Annotated in this window: 12 protein-coding genes; 7 read left to right on the top strand and 5 right to left on the bottom strand. The window is 67.8% G+C overall.

Annotated elements, in window-relative coordinates; genetic code table 11:
- Positions 1-23: 23 nt before the first annotated feature.
- From grxD to FHS47_RS13085, 4 genes are all read right to left on the bottom strand, one after another.
- Positions 24-932 (bottom strand): Grx4 family monothiol glutaredoxin, encoded by a 909-nt coding sequence (gene grxD, locus FHS47_RS13100; protein ID WP_167030122.1) that lies wholly within the window; start codon positions 930-932, stop codon positions 24-26.
- A 71-nt stretch (positions 933-1,003) separates the two neighbouring features.
- Positions 1,004-1,876: a UDP-2,3-diacylglucosamine diphosphatase gene (locus FHS47_RS13095; protein WP_167028594.1), complete on the bottom strand. Its 873-nt coding sequence runs from the start codon at positions 1,874-1,876 to the stop codon at positions 1,004-1,006.
- A gap of 187 nt (positions 1,877-2,063) precedes the next feature.
- Complete coding sequence (locus FHS47_RS13090; RefSeq protein ID WP_167028591.1) at positions 2,064-2,675, bottom strand: GDSL-type esterase/lipase family protein; 612 nt, start codon at positions 2,673-2,675, stop codon at positions 2,064-2,066.
- 3 nt (positions 2,676-2,678) lie between these two features.
- Positions 2,679-3,923: an aminotransferase class I/II-fold pyridoxal phosphate-dependent enzyme gene (locus FHS47_RS13085; protein WP_167028588.1), complete on the bottom strand. Its 1,245-nt coding sequence runs from the start codon at positions 3,921-3,923 to the stop codon at positions 2,679-2,681.
- A 121-nt stretch (positions 3,924-4,044) separates the two neighbouring features.
- Here FHS47_RS13085 and rsgA point away from each other — a divergent pair, with 121 nt between their 5' ends.
- The 7 genes from rsgA to FHS47_RS13050 all read left to right on the top strand — a co-directional run bounded on the left by rsgA (position 4,045) and on the right by FHS47_RS13050 (position 11,656).
- Positions 4,045-5,100 carry a ribosome small subunit-dependent GTPase A gene (gene rsgA / locus FHS47_RS13080; RefSeq protein ID WP_167028585.1) on the top strand — a complete coding sequence of 352 codons (1,056 nt, stop codon included), beginning with the start codon at positions 4,045-4,047 and terminating at the stop codon, positions 5,098-5,100.
- Between the two features lie 96 nt (positions 5,101-5,196).
- On the top strand, positions 5,197-7,500 hold the full coding sequence (locus tag FHS47_RS13075) for an autotransporter outer membrane beta-barrel domain-containing protein (RefSeq protein WP_167028581.1): 2,304 nt from the start codon (positions 5,197-5,199) through the stop codon (positions 7,498-7,500).
- Between the two features lie 98 nt (positions 7,501-7,598).
- Positions 7,599-8,000, top strand: coding sequence for a hypothetical protein (locus tag FHS47_RS13070; RefSeq protein WP_167028578.1), 402 nt, complete (start codon positions 7,599-7,601; stop codon positions 7,998-8,000).
- Positions 7,997-8,197, top strand: coding sequence for a helix-turn-helix transcriptional regulator (locus FHS47_RS13065; RefSeq protein WP_167028575.1), 201 nt, complete (start codon positions 7,997-7,999; stop codon positions 8,195-8,197). Before FHS47_RS13070 ends, FHS47_RS13065 begins: the two co-directional genes overlap by 4 nt.
- Positions 8,194-9,753 (top strand): alpha/beta hydrolase, encoded by a 1,560-nt coding sequence (locus FHS47_RS13060; RefSeq protein ID WP_167028572.1) that lies wholly within the window; start codon positions 8,194-8,196, stop codon positions 9,751-9,753. The genes FHS47_RS13065 and FHS47_RS13060 overlap by 4 nt, the downstream gene beginning before the upstream one ends.
- Entirely contained in the window at positions 9,750-10,484 is a 735-nt protein-coding gene (locus FHS47_RS13055) for an ATP-binding cassette domain-containing protein (protein ID WP_167028569.1), read from the top strand. The genes FHS47_RS13060 and FHS47_RS13055 overlap by 4 nt, the downstream gene beginning before the upstream one ends.
- Entirely contained in the window at positions 10,481-11,656 is a 1,176-nt protein-coding gene (locus FHS47_RS13050) for an ABC transporter permease (RefSeq protein ID WP_167028566.1), read from the top strand. The genes FHS47_RS13055 and FHS47_RS13050 overlap by 4 nt, the downstream gene beginning before the upstream one ends.
- Positions 11,657-11,851: 195 nt before the next feature.
- Here FHS47_RS13050 and FHS47_RS13045 read toward each other — a convergent pair whose 3' ends face one another.
- A complete protein-coding gene (locus tag FHS47_RS13045) occupies positions 11,852-13,963 on the bottom strand; it encodes a TonB-dependent receptor (RefSeq protein WP_208381993.1) in 2,112 nt (703 codons plus the stop codon).
- Positions 13,964-14,064 lie beyond the last annotated feature (101 nt).

Genomic DNA, 14,064 nt, shown 5'->3' with positions numbered 1-14,064 from the left:
CTTTACCGCGATTGCTCGAAACCTTAGGCGCCGATCTCTCGCATCCACGCATCCATGCCGCCTTCCACGTTGAAGACCTGCGTGAAGCCGTGCGCTGCAAAGCGTTCGGCCGCGGCGCGGCTGGAGGCGCCCACGTTGCAGATGAAGGCGATGGGGGTGTCTTTCGGCAACTGCGCCAGGGCTTCGTAGCCTTCGTTCTCGAGGATGCGCGCACCTTCGATGGGGGCAACCATCGCGCGGTTCTGCGCGGGGCGCGTGTCGACCAGCACCACGTCGCCCGCATCGAGCTTCGCCTTCAGGTCCTGCACGCTCAGCGAGCCGATCTCGACGGAGCCAGGAAACTTCAGGCTGAGGCCTTCGCCCTGCACGGTGGAAACCCAGTCGATGACGATGCCCTTGGCGCGAGCCGCGCTACCCGGATCGAAGTGCACTTCGATACCGCTCGCCACCGTCACGATGTCGTGGTCGCCCGCCGGCGCGAGCTGGAAACCGGCGCTGTGGTCGGGGCCGATCTCGAGATGCAACGCCATGCCCTGCGCATTCGCCATGCCGCCGCGGATGGCCTCGGCGGCCTTCTCGGTGATGGTGATCTCCGGCGGCGTGCGATCCGGCGCCGGGGCGCCGAACAGGGTGTAAAGCTCACCGCTGGTGTACATCTGGCGGATGATGTCCGAGCCGCCGATCAGTTCGCCCTTCACATAGAGCTGCGGAATGGTGGGCCACTGGCCGAATTCCTTGATGCCCTCGCGGATCTCCGGGTCTTCCAGCACGTTCACCGTGTGGTAGGTGGGAACCACGTCGTTCAGGGTATTGATCGCCGCGGCGGAGAATCCGCACATCGGCTGCTGGCGCGTGCCCTTCATGAACAGCACGACGTCGTGCTGGCCGAGCAGGGATTCGATGCGCTCGCGGGTGGGTGTATCGAGGGCCATGGGGGTCACCGCGGGAAGGAAGGGGGCCATTTTAACGGCATCCCTCGCACATGGGCCCATTCGCCCCGGATTCAACCGGGGACGGCGACCTCGGCGCCCCGCAATCCGGACAGGTCGGTCCGGCAGTCCACCAGCGGAGCGAAGCCCAGGACGGCCTCCGGCGAGGGGAGTACCGTCTCCCGGCTGGCCCGCCCCAGGGGCGTCACGCGGTCGGTCCAGTGGATCAGTTCCATGGCGCCCGTGAAGTCCTCGACGAGGGCGGTGCAATGCTCGACCCAGTCGCCGTCGTTCAGGTAGAGGATCCCATCCATCGGCCGCACGTGCCCGAAATGGATGTGGCCGCAGATGTGGCCGTCGAGCCCTCGCTCCGCCGCGTCGCGAGCCACGCGCTGTTCGTAGTCGCGGATGTAGGCCAGTGCGGCGCCCACGTGCGACTTCAGGATGATCGAAAGCGGGAGATAGGGCAGCTCCAGGCGCGAGCGCACGGCATGCACGCGGCGGTTGGCCCAGCAGATGAAGCGATGCAGGGTATCGCCCAGCCACGCGATCCAGCGCCGCCCGACGTGTTCGGGGTCGAACTCGTCGCCATGGCTGACCCGGTAGCGGCGGCCGTCGGCGCCCTCGTGAATGGCGTCCAGTTCCACGCGGACACCCGCGATGCTGGAGCCGACAAGGCCGCGCATCTGGCAGTCGTGGTTGCCGGGGATGTAGATCACTTCCACGCCGCGTGCCGCCAGGGCGACGAATTCGGCGAGGACCGCGGTGTGGTCGGGATGCCACCAGTGGCGTTTCGCGAGCGCTTCCAGATCGACGATGTCGCCGACGAGGTAGAGCCGCTCGCAATCGACGTTGCGAAGGAAGTCGAGGAGGTATGCAGCCTTGCAATCGGGCGTGCCGAGGTGCACGTCGGAGATGAAGGCGCTGCGGCAGGTGAGCTTCGCCATGGCATCGGTTCCCGGGGTTGTCCCGGGTCGTCAGTGTCGGGATGCGAGGTAACCGGGGCATGGCGGCGATGTTGCAAGGGTGTTGCGAACCAACCCTGTGGGAGCCGCTATAGCGGCGAGAAGCCAACGAAGCGGCGAAGCTGCAACCTCGACTCCTGAGGCCATACTCTCGCCGCCATGGCGGCTCCTACAGGGGCAAGGCCACGGCGGCCCTGGCTTCCGGCAGGATCGCCTTCAACCACGCCGCGTACTGCTTGCCCGAAGGATGCAGCCCATCGTCCACCAGCATGTCCGGCTTGGCTCCGGCTTCGCGCGAGGCGGGTGTCACATCGCCCCATCGCGCGTGCATGCGGATCGTCTCTTCGCGGGCGATGGCGTTGAACGCGTCGATGTCGCGGGCGATGGCGGCGCGGTCGCGGCCTTCTGCGAAGGCGGTGACGCCCCAATCGGGAATGGAGACGACCACGACACGTCGCGGATCGCCGGCGAGCGCCACGGCACGCCGGAGCAGGGCAAGGAATGGCTGCCGATACTCGTCGGCCGGCCGCCCGCGATATTGGTTGTTCACGCCGATCAGCAGCGTCACCAGGTCGTATCGATCGCCGAGCGTGGCGGCATCCATCGCCGCCGACAGTTCGTCGGTGGTCCAGCCGGTGGTGGCGACGATGCGGGGCGCTTCCACCGCGATACCAAGCTCGCCAAGCCGCGCGACGAGCTGTACCGGCCAGCGGTCGGCTTCTTCCACGCCCTCGCCAATGGTGTAGGAGTCGCCGAGGGCGAGGAACGTCGCCTTTGCCATGGATCAGGCGACCGCGCTGGCGGCGGGTTCGGCTTCCGCGGCCATGCGGCCCAGCACGCGATCGATGCGGACGAATACGTCCCGAAGTTGCGCGGGCTCCGGCAACAGCGTGAGGCGCAGGTGCCGGCTGGCAGAAAGATTGAAACTGGTACCGGGCACGAGGAGGACGCTTTCTTCCTCGAGCAGGCGCAGGGCGAACGCGGTGTCGTCGAAATGCGCGAGTGCTTCCGCACGCACCTGCGGGAACGCGTAGATCGCGCCACCGGGCGCCACCACGTCGAGGAACGGACTGGCCGCCACGCCTTCGAGGACGATGCGGCGGGCCTCGTGCAGGCGGCCGCCCGGCGCGGTGAGTTCGCCGATGGTGGGCTTGTCGAGCAGGGCGGGGCGCACGGCCCACTGCGCGGTGACGTTGGCGCACAGGCGCAGCGCGGCAAGCAGCTGCAATGCGTCGCGATATTCGGCGGTGCGCGCGGGGTCGCCGGAAAGGCTCATCCAGCCCACCCGGTAGCCGCAGGCGCGATGCACCTTGGACAGGCCGCCGAAGCTCACGCAGGGATGGTCGCCCGCGACGGCCGCCAGCGGCTGGAAGGGGGCGCCGTCGTAAAGAATCTCGTCGTAGATCTCGTCGCAGAGCAGCAACAGCCCGTGCCGGCGCGCGACCTCCACGATGCGCTCCAGCAGGGCGGCCGGATACACGGCGCCCGTGGGATTGTTCGGATTGATCAGCACCAGTGCCCGCGTGCGCGGGCCGACGAGGGCGTCGATCTCTTCCGGATCGGGGAGGTGGCCGTTCGCGGCCAGACAGCGGTAATAGCGCGGGTTGCCGTCGTTGAGGATGGTCGCCGCGCTCCACAGGGGGTAGTCGGGGCTGGGCAGCAGCACCTCGTCGCCCGGCTGCAGCAAGGCGCGCAACGAGATGTCGATCAACTCGCTGACCCCGTTGCCCACGAAAACGCGCTCGACGTCGACCTGGCTGGCCCCGCGCGCGCGCTGCTGGGCGACGATGGCTTCGCGGGCTTCTTCCAGGCCCTGTTCGTGGCCGTAGGCCTCGCTGTCGGCCAGGTGCGTGGCGATGGCTTCGCGCAGGTGCGGCGGTGTGGCGAAGCCGTAACGACCGGGGTTGCCGATGTTGAGCTTGATGATCGGCTGACCGGCAGCCTCCATGTCGCGCGCGCGGCGGGTAAGCGCACCCCGGATTTCGTAACGCACCTCCGAAAGATGCGCGCTGGGCTTGATCGGTGACACGGCGTACGTCCACTGTCTGCGCCGGACCCTCCCGGCGGTCGTGCCCCGATCCTAACAGCGTCATGGTGCTTGCGATAACTTGTCAGAGCATCCCTAGCCTGCGACCGGGCATAATTCCGCCATGACCGACTCCCCGGACCTGGCGCGCCTGCGCCACATCGGCTGGCGCGACGCTGCCTTGCCCGACGATCCACGCCGCCTCGTGCGTGTGGTGGCGCAGCATCGTGCCGGCTACGAGGTGCACGATGGGTCGACGGCCTTCAACGCCCAGCCCGCGGGTCCGTTCCTCAAGCGTGGCCTGGATCCCTCGCTGCGGCCTGCCGTGGGCGACTTCGTGTTCCTGGACCATGCCAGCCATCCGGTGATCGAAACGGTGCTGCCTCGGCGCTCGGTGCTCACTCGCGCCGCGGCCGGCGAGCGTTACGAGCGGCAGATCATTGCCACGAACATCGATTACGTGCTGGTGCTGACCGGCCTGGACGGCGACTTCAATCCGTCGCGCATCGAACGGTACCTCACCCTGGTCGAAGGATCGGGCGCACGGCCGGTGGTACTGCTGGGCAAGGCGGATACCGACGTCGATGTGGAAGGCGCGATCGCCACGCTCGTTCCGCGCCTGCCCGCCGATGCCGCTGTGCATGCCGTCAACGCGAAGGACCCGGCCACGGTGGCCCTTCTGGCGCCTTATCTCGGGCCGGGCATGAGCGCCGTGCTGGTCGGCTCGTCCGGCGCGGGCAAGTCCACCCTCACGAACACGCTGCTTGGCGAGGAGCGCATGGCCACCGGCGCCGTGCGTACGCACGACAGCCGCGGCCGCCACACCACTACCCATCGGGCGCTGCTCAGCCTGCCCTCGGGCGGTTGCCTCATCGACACGCCGGGCATGCGCGAGTTGAAGCTCACCGGCGAGGAAAACCTCGACCTGTTCGCCGACATCGAGGCGCTTGCCGCACAATGCCGTTTCGCCGATTGCAGCCATGGCAACGAGCCCGGTTGCGCGATCCAGGCGGCACTCGCGTCCGGCGAACTGTCGCCGCAGCGCTGGCGCAATTACCTCAAGCTGCACGACGAGCGCGAAGAGCAGGCGGCAACGCTCGAGGCACGTCTGAAGCGCAAGTCCGGACCCAAGCCAGGCGGTAAACCGAAACGTGGTGGCTGGTCGCGCGACGAGGATTGATTCCCTCTTCCGACTTTCGTCGCGCAGCCATCCGACATACGCCGTCGGCACCGATGCCTAACGTTTCCTGCTCCGATCCCAGAGCAAGGAAGGCGCATGGTTACCAACGCTCCTGCACGCGGTGCCATGGCCGTCGCCATGGCCACCGTCCTGGCCGCGCCTGCAGCCGCTCGGGCGCATCCGGCCCGCCTCATCGTAGCGAGCGAAACCGCGGAGGCGCTCGATCCAGGCGAGATCCTGCGCACCGCGGGTCCCGGCAGCATGGCGGTACACGTGGAAGCGCAAGCCACGCTCGATGCGGAGGGTGCCGGCTTCTTCAACGATGGCGGCGGCACGACTGTCGAGCGCGCATTCGGCGCGTTCGTCTCCGATGGCGGCGGGCTATCCCTTGCGGGTGGCCACGTGCGGGTGAGCGGACCCTGGGGCATCGGCGTGCAGGCGCAGGGCAAGGCCAGGGTGGACCTGTCACGGTCGCTGGTCGAGGTACCGGGCGACGCGGGCATCGGCATCGTCGCGCGGCGCGAAAGCGAGTTCGCGTTCGATGGCCTCACCCTGCGGGTCGACGGACGGCAGGGCGTGGCATTGTCCGTTTGGGGCGATTCGCGTGTCGTGGCGACACGTAGCCAGGTGTTCGCGAACGGCAACAGTGCCATCGCGCTCTCTATCGAAAGCGGTGAAGCGATCCTGCGCGGGAGCCTGCTCGAAGGCGCCGGGGGGCACGCCGTTCGCACGCCTGAACGAGGCGAAGGCGCGGCCGTCGTCCGAATGGCGCACTCCCGTGTACGCGGTCGCATCGAAAGCGGCGCGTCCGGCCTCTCGGTACATGCCATGGGCGGTCGCATCGACGGCGACATCGTGCGCGGCGGCACGGGGCGTCTCGACGTGAACCTCGTGGAAGGCGCATGGCATGGCCGTGGTAGCCGCTTGACCGCGCTGTCCCTGGAGCACGCGATCTGGACGCTGACCGATAACAGCGATGTCGACACGGTTCGGCTCGAACGCGGCGGCCGCATCGACATCGGCGGCGGACATCCTGCCTTCCGCACACTGCGTGTGGGCACCTGGCGCGCGGAAGCGGGTGCCACGGGGGTCGTTCTCGGAACCCGCCTGGACGCGGGCGGCACGCTGCGCCGGCAGGCCACGGACCGCCTGCTCGTCAGCGGCGATGCCGTGGGGCGCACCGCCTTGCACGTGACACACGTCGGGGGACACGGCGCGGACACCGCCGGGCGCGATGGCGCTAACGGATCGGGCGACGGCATCAGCGTCGTGCAGGTCGCCGGCGCGGCTAGCGCCGAATCCTTCCATCTCGCCGGAGACTACGTGGCTGTGGGCCCATGGCAGTACCGGCTCCGTGCCTTTGGCCCAGGAGCGAGCGATCCGGCGCAACGGCTGGTCGGAGAAAACGGTGGGTACTGGGACTATCGGCTGCAAAGCGTGCGCACAGGCACGAAGGCACGCGCTGCGCTGGTGCCGCAGGTACCCGCGTACCTCGTGCTTGGCCATGCGCTGTTCGGTTATGGCCGCATCGCCATCGACGCGTTGCGTTCCCCCGACGTGCCCCCCTTGGATGCGCCGGCCCTTCGCGTCCGCACGTTCGGCGGCAACGCCATGTATCGCGGTGCGCCGCGCACCGACGACGGCATCGCTTACCAGCGCGTCGATCGCGGGCTGCACGTAGCAAGCGACCTGCTCGTCCACCGCATCGGCGACACCACGCTGCGTACCGGCGCCTCGCTATCCGCAGGCACGGTGCGCGCCACGCCGCGCGCCTTGGACGGTCGGAGCGATCTGCGTGCCACGGCGCGAGGCATCGCGTGGCACGCGGTGCTCACCAGCGAAAGGGGCTGGGACATTGCCTCGTACTACGCCCACACCCGATACCGCATCGACGTGCATACACCGTTGCGCGGTCAGGTGTTGCCGCGCATGCGTGAGACCACCGACGAGGCGATGGTGTCCTCCGCCTTTCGCTGGCGGCCGACGGAACGCCTGCTCGTCGAACCGGGCGTCTCGCTCCTCTGGCAGCGCCTTGGCGCCGAACGCATGCGCGATCGCGACGGCATCGATGTGTCGATAGGCGCACCTCGCCGCGTCACCCTTCGCGGCGGTGCCAGGACATCGATATCGTTCCGCCCCGAGGGGCGGATGCTCCGTGCCTGGTCACCCTATGTCGATCTTCGCTATGGCGCGGCTTTCGATGCGGGCGCGCATGTGCGTGCGGCCGGCGAACACCTTCCCGCCGCAAGGGCGGGACACCGTGTGGATCTCGCCATGGGAGCCTCGTTCGAACTCGGCGAACGATGGATCGCCTGCGCCGATGCCACGGCCAGCCTGGGCCACGGCCGCCATGCGGAGACGGGTCGGGGCGTGCATCTCGGGGCGGCCTGGACATTCTAAGCGTCATGTAAAGCATGCTTGACACGGCCGACGCGAAGTCGCAGCATGGTGTCAAGCGAGCTTGACACCGGCTCGATGGGGATAGGACGGGGAAAACCATGCGAGCCGTACACAAGCGTTACATGCGCGAATTCTTTCCGGCGATGTTCGCCTATGTCGTGCTGATCCTGCTGTCGGTGAGCTGGCTGAAGTCGCTGGAGGGCACCGCCCTGCGCACGATCGTCACGCTGCTGCCCGTGCTGCCGATCGCATTCGTCATCCGGGCGATGGTGCGGGTGATCCGCGACCAGGACGAGTTCGAGCGCCGCGTCGACCTGGAAGCCATCGCCATCGGTGGCGCCGTGGCAGGTTTCGGATTCTTCACCTACGGCATGTTGCTGAATGCCAGGGTGATCGCGCCGCCTTCGGCGGAATCCGTGGCGATCTGGGTGTTGCCGGCGCTCATGGGCAGCTTTGGCGTGGCCAAGTGCATGCTCGGCTGGTACTACCGCTCGCGATGAATAACCGCGTCCGCGAATTGCGCACATTGTTGGGATGGTCCCAGGCCGACCTGGGCGACAAGCTCGACGTTTCCCGGCAGACCGTCAATGCGATCGAGACAGGGAAATACGATCCCAGCCTTCCGCTGGCCTTCAAGATAGCCAGGTTGTTCGAAATGCCCATCGAATCCATCTTCACTCCCGGGGAGCAGGCATGAAACGGATGCCACGGATCGCCATGGTGGTCGTCATACTCGCCGCGGCTTTCGCCGTGCGGCAGTGGACACGACACGACGGTGCCGACACGGCGACGGGCACCCAGCCTCTCGCCGCCACGAAACCCGCACCGCCGCGCGTCTGGAAACTGGGCTCGCTGGAACTACGCCCCTGCGAACTCGCGCAACCGCATTCCGGACTGTCGACCGCCGCCTGGTGTGCGCCTTTCGAGGTACCGGAAGACCGCTCGCATCCCGAGGGACGGAAGATATCGCTTCGCCTGGCCGTGCTGCGCAGCAGTGCGCAGGTGCCCGCGCCCGACATGGTGACCTTCATCGCGGGAGGTCCTGGCCAGTCGGCGGCGGAAAGCTACACCGCGATCGCCCCGGCGCTGGCGCCTTTGCTGACGCACCGCAACGTGCTGTTGCTCGACCAGCGCGGCACAGGGGAATCGAATCCCCTGAGCTGCCGTGACGACGAACCGGGTGTACCGGGCGGCGCGGATGACGAGAGCGGCTTCGATGCGGCGGCGGTGCGGAAGGAAACCCTTGCCTGCCTGGGCCGTCTTTCCAAAGAGGCCGACGTCCGCTTCTACACGACCACCGATGCGGTGGCCGACCTGGAAGACGTTCGCCGCGCGCTGGGCTCGCCACAGTTCGACATGCTGGGCGTGTCCTATGGCACGCGCGTGGCGCAGCAATACGCCATGCGCCATCCCGACGGCTTGCGCACGCTGATCCTGGACGGTATCGCGCCGAACGGCCTGGTGCTCGGCGAGGACTTCGCGGTGAACCTCGACGCCGCGCTCAAGGCGCAGTTCGCCCGATGCCATGCCGACGAGACCTGCCGTTCGCGCTTCAGCGACCCTTACCAGACGCTTTACCAGTTGAGGGACGCGCTGCGCGCCAACCCGCACAAGGTGAGTTTCCGCGACCCGCAGAACTACGCCTCGGTGCAGCGCGTGCTCAGCGAATATTCGCTGGCGACGGTGGTGCGCATGTTTGCCTATTCGCCCGAAACCGCCGCGCTGCTTCCCTTATCCATCGATGCTGCCGCGCATGGCGACGTTGGCCCGCTCCTCGGGCAGGCCAAGCTTCTCACCGGCGACCTCGGCGACAGCATGGATGGCGGCATGCAGTATTCGGTGATCTGTTCCGAAGATGCCGACCTGCTGCGGTCGCGGCCGGAAGACAAGGACACCATCCTCGGCGACACCATGATCGAGGCGTTCCGCACCGCCTGTTCGGTGTGGCCGCACGGCACGCGTCCCGCGGACTTCCACCAGCCGCTCAAGAGCGCCGTACCGGCATTGCTGATGTCCGGCGAGTTCGATCCCGTGACGCCGCCCCGCTATGGCGACGACGTGCTGAAGGGCTTGCCGAACGGCCGCCACTTCGTACTGAAGGGCCAGGGCCACAACGTGGTGGCGCGCGGCTGCATGCCGCGCCTGCTGGATCGTTTTATCGACAAGGCCGATGCGAAGGGACTGGATGCCAGCTGTCTCGACCGCCTCGCGCCATTGCCGGTCTTCGTCGGTTTCAACGGAGCCACCCCATGATCGAAGTCAGGGATCTGCACAAGACCTTCGGCGACGTGCGCGCCGTGAATGGCGTGAGCTTCACGGCGCGCGACGGCGAGATCACCGGCCTGCTCGGGCCCAACGGCGCGGGAAAGACCACCACGCTGCGCATGCTGTACACGCTGATGGCGCCGGACTCGGGACAGGTGCTCGTCGACGGCGTGGACGCTTCCGTCGATCCGACCGCGGTGCGGCGGCAGCTTGGCGTGCTGCCCGATGCGCGCGGCCTGTACAAGCGGCTGACGGCGGCGGAGAACATCGATTACTTCGGCCAGCTGCATGGCGTTCCCGCCGGGCTGCTGCGCGAACGCCGCGAAGCGCTGATCGATGCATTGGACATGCGCGACATCGCCGGCCGGCGCACCGAAGGGTTCTCGCAGGGCCAGCGGGTGAAGACGGCGATCGCGCGTGCGATGGTGCACGACCCGCGCAACGTGCTGCTGGACGAACCCACCAATGGGCTCGACGTCATGGCCACCCGCGCCATGCGGCACTTCATGCATCGCCTGAAAGCCGAGGGCCGTTGCGTGTTGTTTTCCAGCCACATCATGCAGGAGGTCGCTGCGCTGTGCGACCGCATCGTGGTGATCGCGCACGGCCGCGTCGTGGCGGACGAGACGCCCGATGCGTTGCTGGCGCAGACCGGCGAGACCACACTCGAGGATGCCTTCGTGAAGATCATCGGAACCGACGAGGGCCTCGCCGCATGAACGCGTTCACCACCGTCTACTGGAAGGAAGTGCGCGAAAACCTGCGCGACCGGCGCACGCTGATCAACGCGTTGATCACCGGGCCGCTGCTGGGGCCGGTGATGTTCATCATGCTGATGAACATCATGATCAACCAGCAGCTGTCGAAGTCGGACCGGCCCCTCTCGGTGCCTGTCATCGGTGCCGACCTCGCCCCCAACCTCGTCGGCGCGTTGCGCAGCGCGGGCATCGACGCGGCACCGGCGCTCGCCGATGCGGAAACGGCCGTGCGCGAACAGCGTGCCGACGTGGTCGTGCGCATCTCCCCTGCCTATGCGAAGGCCTGGAGCGAGGGACAGGCCGTGCAGGTGGAGCTGATCTACGACTCCTCGCGGCGGGACGCATCGACCCCCGTTGCGCGTGTGCGCAATGCCGTCGAGTCATATGGCAAGCGGGAAGGCGCCATGCGCCTCATCGCTCGCGGTATGTCGCCCACCACGGCATGGCCGGTACAGGTGGCCGAGCGCGACCAGGCCACGTCGCAATCGCGGTCCGCGCTCATGTTCTCGTTCCTGCCGTACTTCTTCGTGCTTACCGTGTTCCTGGGGGGCATGTACCTCGCCATCGACCTGACCGCCGGCGAGCGCGAGCGGCAGTCGCTCGAGCCGCTGTTCGTCAATCCGGTGTCGCGCTGGAAGATCCTCGCCGGCAAGCTCGGCGCCATCTGCAGTTTCTCGGTGGTGAGCCTGCTCCTCAGCGTGGCCGCCTTCGCCACCGCACCGTGGTTCATCCCCACCGACAAGCTCGGCATCGCGCTCGATCTGGGCTTCCGCTTCGGGGCGCAGGTGGTATTGCTGATGCTGCCGTTGATTCTTCTGCTTGCCGCGCTGCAGTCGCTGGTGTCCGCCTTCGCGAAAAGCTATCGCGAGGCGCAGACGTACCTGTCGATCCTGATGATCGTGCCGGTGCTGCCCAGCGCGCTTCTTTCGGTCATCCCCGTGCGCGCGGAGCCGTGGATGTACGCGGTGCCGCTGCTGGGTCAGAACCTCGGCATCGTGCAGCTGCTGCGTGGCGACGGCGTGCCCGGCTGGCAGATGGGCCTGTGCCTCGCCGGTGGCTTCGCCGCGGCGATACTGGCCGTATGGGCCACGGCATGGATGTACCGCTCGGAGCGTCTGGCGATTTCGGGCTGATGGCTGGGCCGCTGCCGCGGGATCGCCGGTGAAGCCGGCCCCCCCAGAAGACATCCTTCCATACAAGGCGAGCATGCTTTGTGTGGGAGCCGCTTCAGCGGCGATGGGTGCTTGTCGCAAACGTGCCCGCTGCCGCGGGATCGCCGGCGAAGCCGGCTCCCACAAAGAGCAGCCGGCTCTCACAAGGGAGCACGGTTACCGCCAGCGCACGTCCACACCCACCAGGAACGTGCGGCCCGGCGCGGGTTCGTAGTAGCGGCCGTTCCCGTCGTTGACGATCACCGAGCCGACCACGTGCCGGTCGGCCACGTTGTCCACGCGTGCGAAAGTGTTCACGCGCCACGGGCCCTGGTCGAACACATAGCCTCCCGAGAGCCCGAACAAGGCATAGCCGGGCGCGGATTCGCTACCCAGGTCGTTCACCGGGGTGGCGCCCATCGCGCTCACATCGATGCTTGCCTGCCATCCCTTCGTGGCGCCGTAGCGCAGTGCGGCATAGCCCGTGGCGCGCGGGACGCCGGGGATGCGTGTGCCGGCCTGTACCGGCGTGTCCGGCGCAGGGCACCCCGCGGAGACGCAGGTCAGGAACGGTGTGCGGAAGCTGGCCTGCAAGTGGGTGTACGACGCGACGACATGCAGATCGTTCGTCAGCTCGTCCTTGAACGATGCCTCGATGCCCTGGCGGCGCGAGCGCGCGATGTTCTGGTAAGTCGTGCGGCCACCGAGGTTGGTCGCCACGGCGAGTTCGTCGTCGCTGTCGGCACGGAAGAGCGCAAGGCCCGCCTCCATGCCCTCCGCCGGGCGAAGTTTCAGGCCGAGTTCGGCGTTGCGCGAATGCGACGGCTTGAGGTCGAACGCGAGGCCCGGGCCGCGATCCGCCCGGTAGCCCAGCTCGGAGAACGTTGGGGTTTCGAAGCCCCGGCCCCAGTTCGCATAGACATGCATCCATGGCGCCGCGCGCCACAGCACGCCGAACACGGGCGTCGTCGCGGAGTACCTCACCGTGCCGCTGTCGTCGGGGTTTCCCGGCGCGACATAGCGGTCGGTCGAACGGAAGCGCACCTCGCTGTGCCGCGCGCCGCCCATCAGGGTCCAGTCGTCGGCCACGCGCCAGGTGGCCTGTGCATACTGGTCGAAGTCGAACACGCGATCGATCTCGTCGCGGCGCTTCTTGCCACGCACGCCCAGCGTGTCGTCCACGAAGTTCTCGTAGCCCTGCCGATGCTGCTCCTGGTTGTCGTACGCGATGCCGGCCGCCAGTTCGAAGGGGCGCCCGGCAAGCGTGTCGCGCCAGGTCCAGCGCACGTCGCCGCCGCCGTAGTCGTTCGACAGGTCCACCACGCCGCCCGAATTGCCGGGCTGCGAGACCTGCGTGGCCACGGGGATCGACAGGTACTGGGTGACGCCGCGCTGCCCGTAGTACCCCATCACGCGAAGACTGTTGGCGTCGTCGATACGCTGGTCGTAAATGAGGCCCGCCTGCTGCTGGTCGGCCGACTTGCGTGTGTCGAACGTCTTCGCCACGGCGGCCACCTGACGCGGGTCGGCCTGGTACTGCGCGCGGGTGAGGCCGAGCGGGTCCTGCGCGTCCGGCACGTCGAGCGTGTTGACCACGAGGGTGAGCTTCGCATCGTCGTCGATCTTCCAGCCGATCTTGGCGTTGCCCGATTCCCGGCGCGCGGCACTGTGGTCGCGGTAGCCGCTGGTGCGGAAGTGGGTGAAGTCGACGTTGTAGTCGACCGGCCCCTCCACGCCCCTGGCATTCACCGACGCCCTGAGGTTGCCGTTGCTGCCTACCGCGACACCGAAGCGCAGTTCCGGGGGATCGGTGCCGTCGGCGGTGAACAGCTGCACCACGCCTCCGGAGGCGTTCCCGTAGAGCGCGGAGAAGGGTCCGCGCAGCACTTCCACGCGATCGGCCGAATCCAGGTTGAAGTGCGACACCTGTCCCTGGCCGTCCGGCATGCTGGCGGGGATGCCGTCGGTGTAGAGGCGCACTCCGCGAATGCCGAAGGTGGAACGGGCACCGAATCCGCGAATCGAAACCTGCGCATCCTGGGCATAGTTCTGCCGGTCGCGCGCCACGATGCCGGGGATGGCCTGCACGCGCTCCGAGAGGTTCACGTCGAGCGACCCGTCCGGTGGACTTGCCGCCACGTCGATGGCGGCGGGGATGTCGTACGGGGCCTGCTCGGTGCGGGTGGCCGTGACCACGACGGGAGCGAGCCGGGCCTCCTGCGCCGCGGCCGTTGCGCACAGCGCGAAGAAAATAGCGCCGGCCAGGGTGCGGGCGTGGGTCATGGGCATGCGCGGCTTCCCGGGGACGTGGGCAGACAATGGTGCTTAAGGAAGTGTATGCGTTATCTCAAGGCGGCAGGCCCGGCTTGGCGTGCTAGCCTTCCCGCCCA

This window comes from Luteibacter sp. SG786 (genome assembly GCF_011759605.1).
In the GTDB taxonomy this organism is placed as follows: Bacteria; Pseudomonadota; Gammaproteobacteria; order Xanthomonadales; family Rhodanobacteraceae; genus Luteibacter.
The sequence above is the reverse complement of the archived record's forward strand: the minus strand, read 5'-3'. Positions and strand labels throughout refer to the sequence as shown.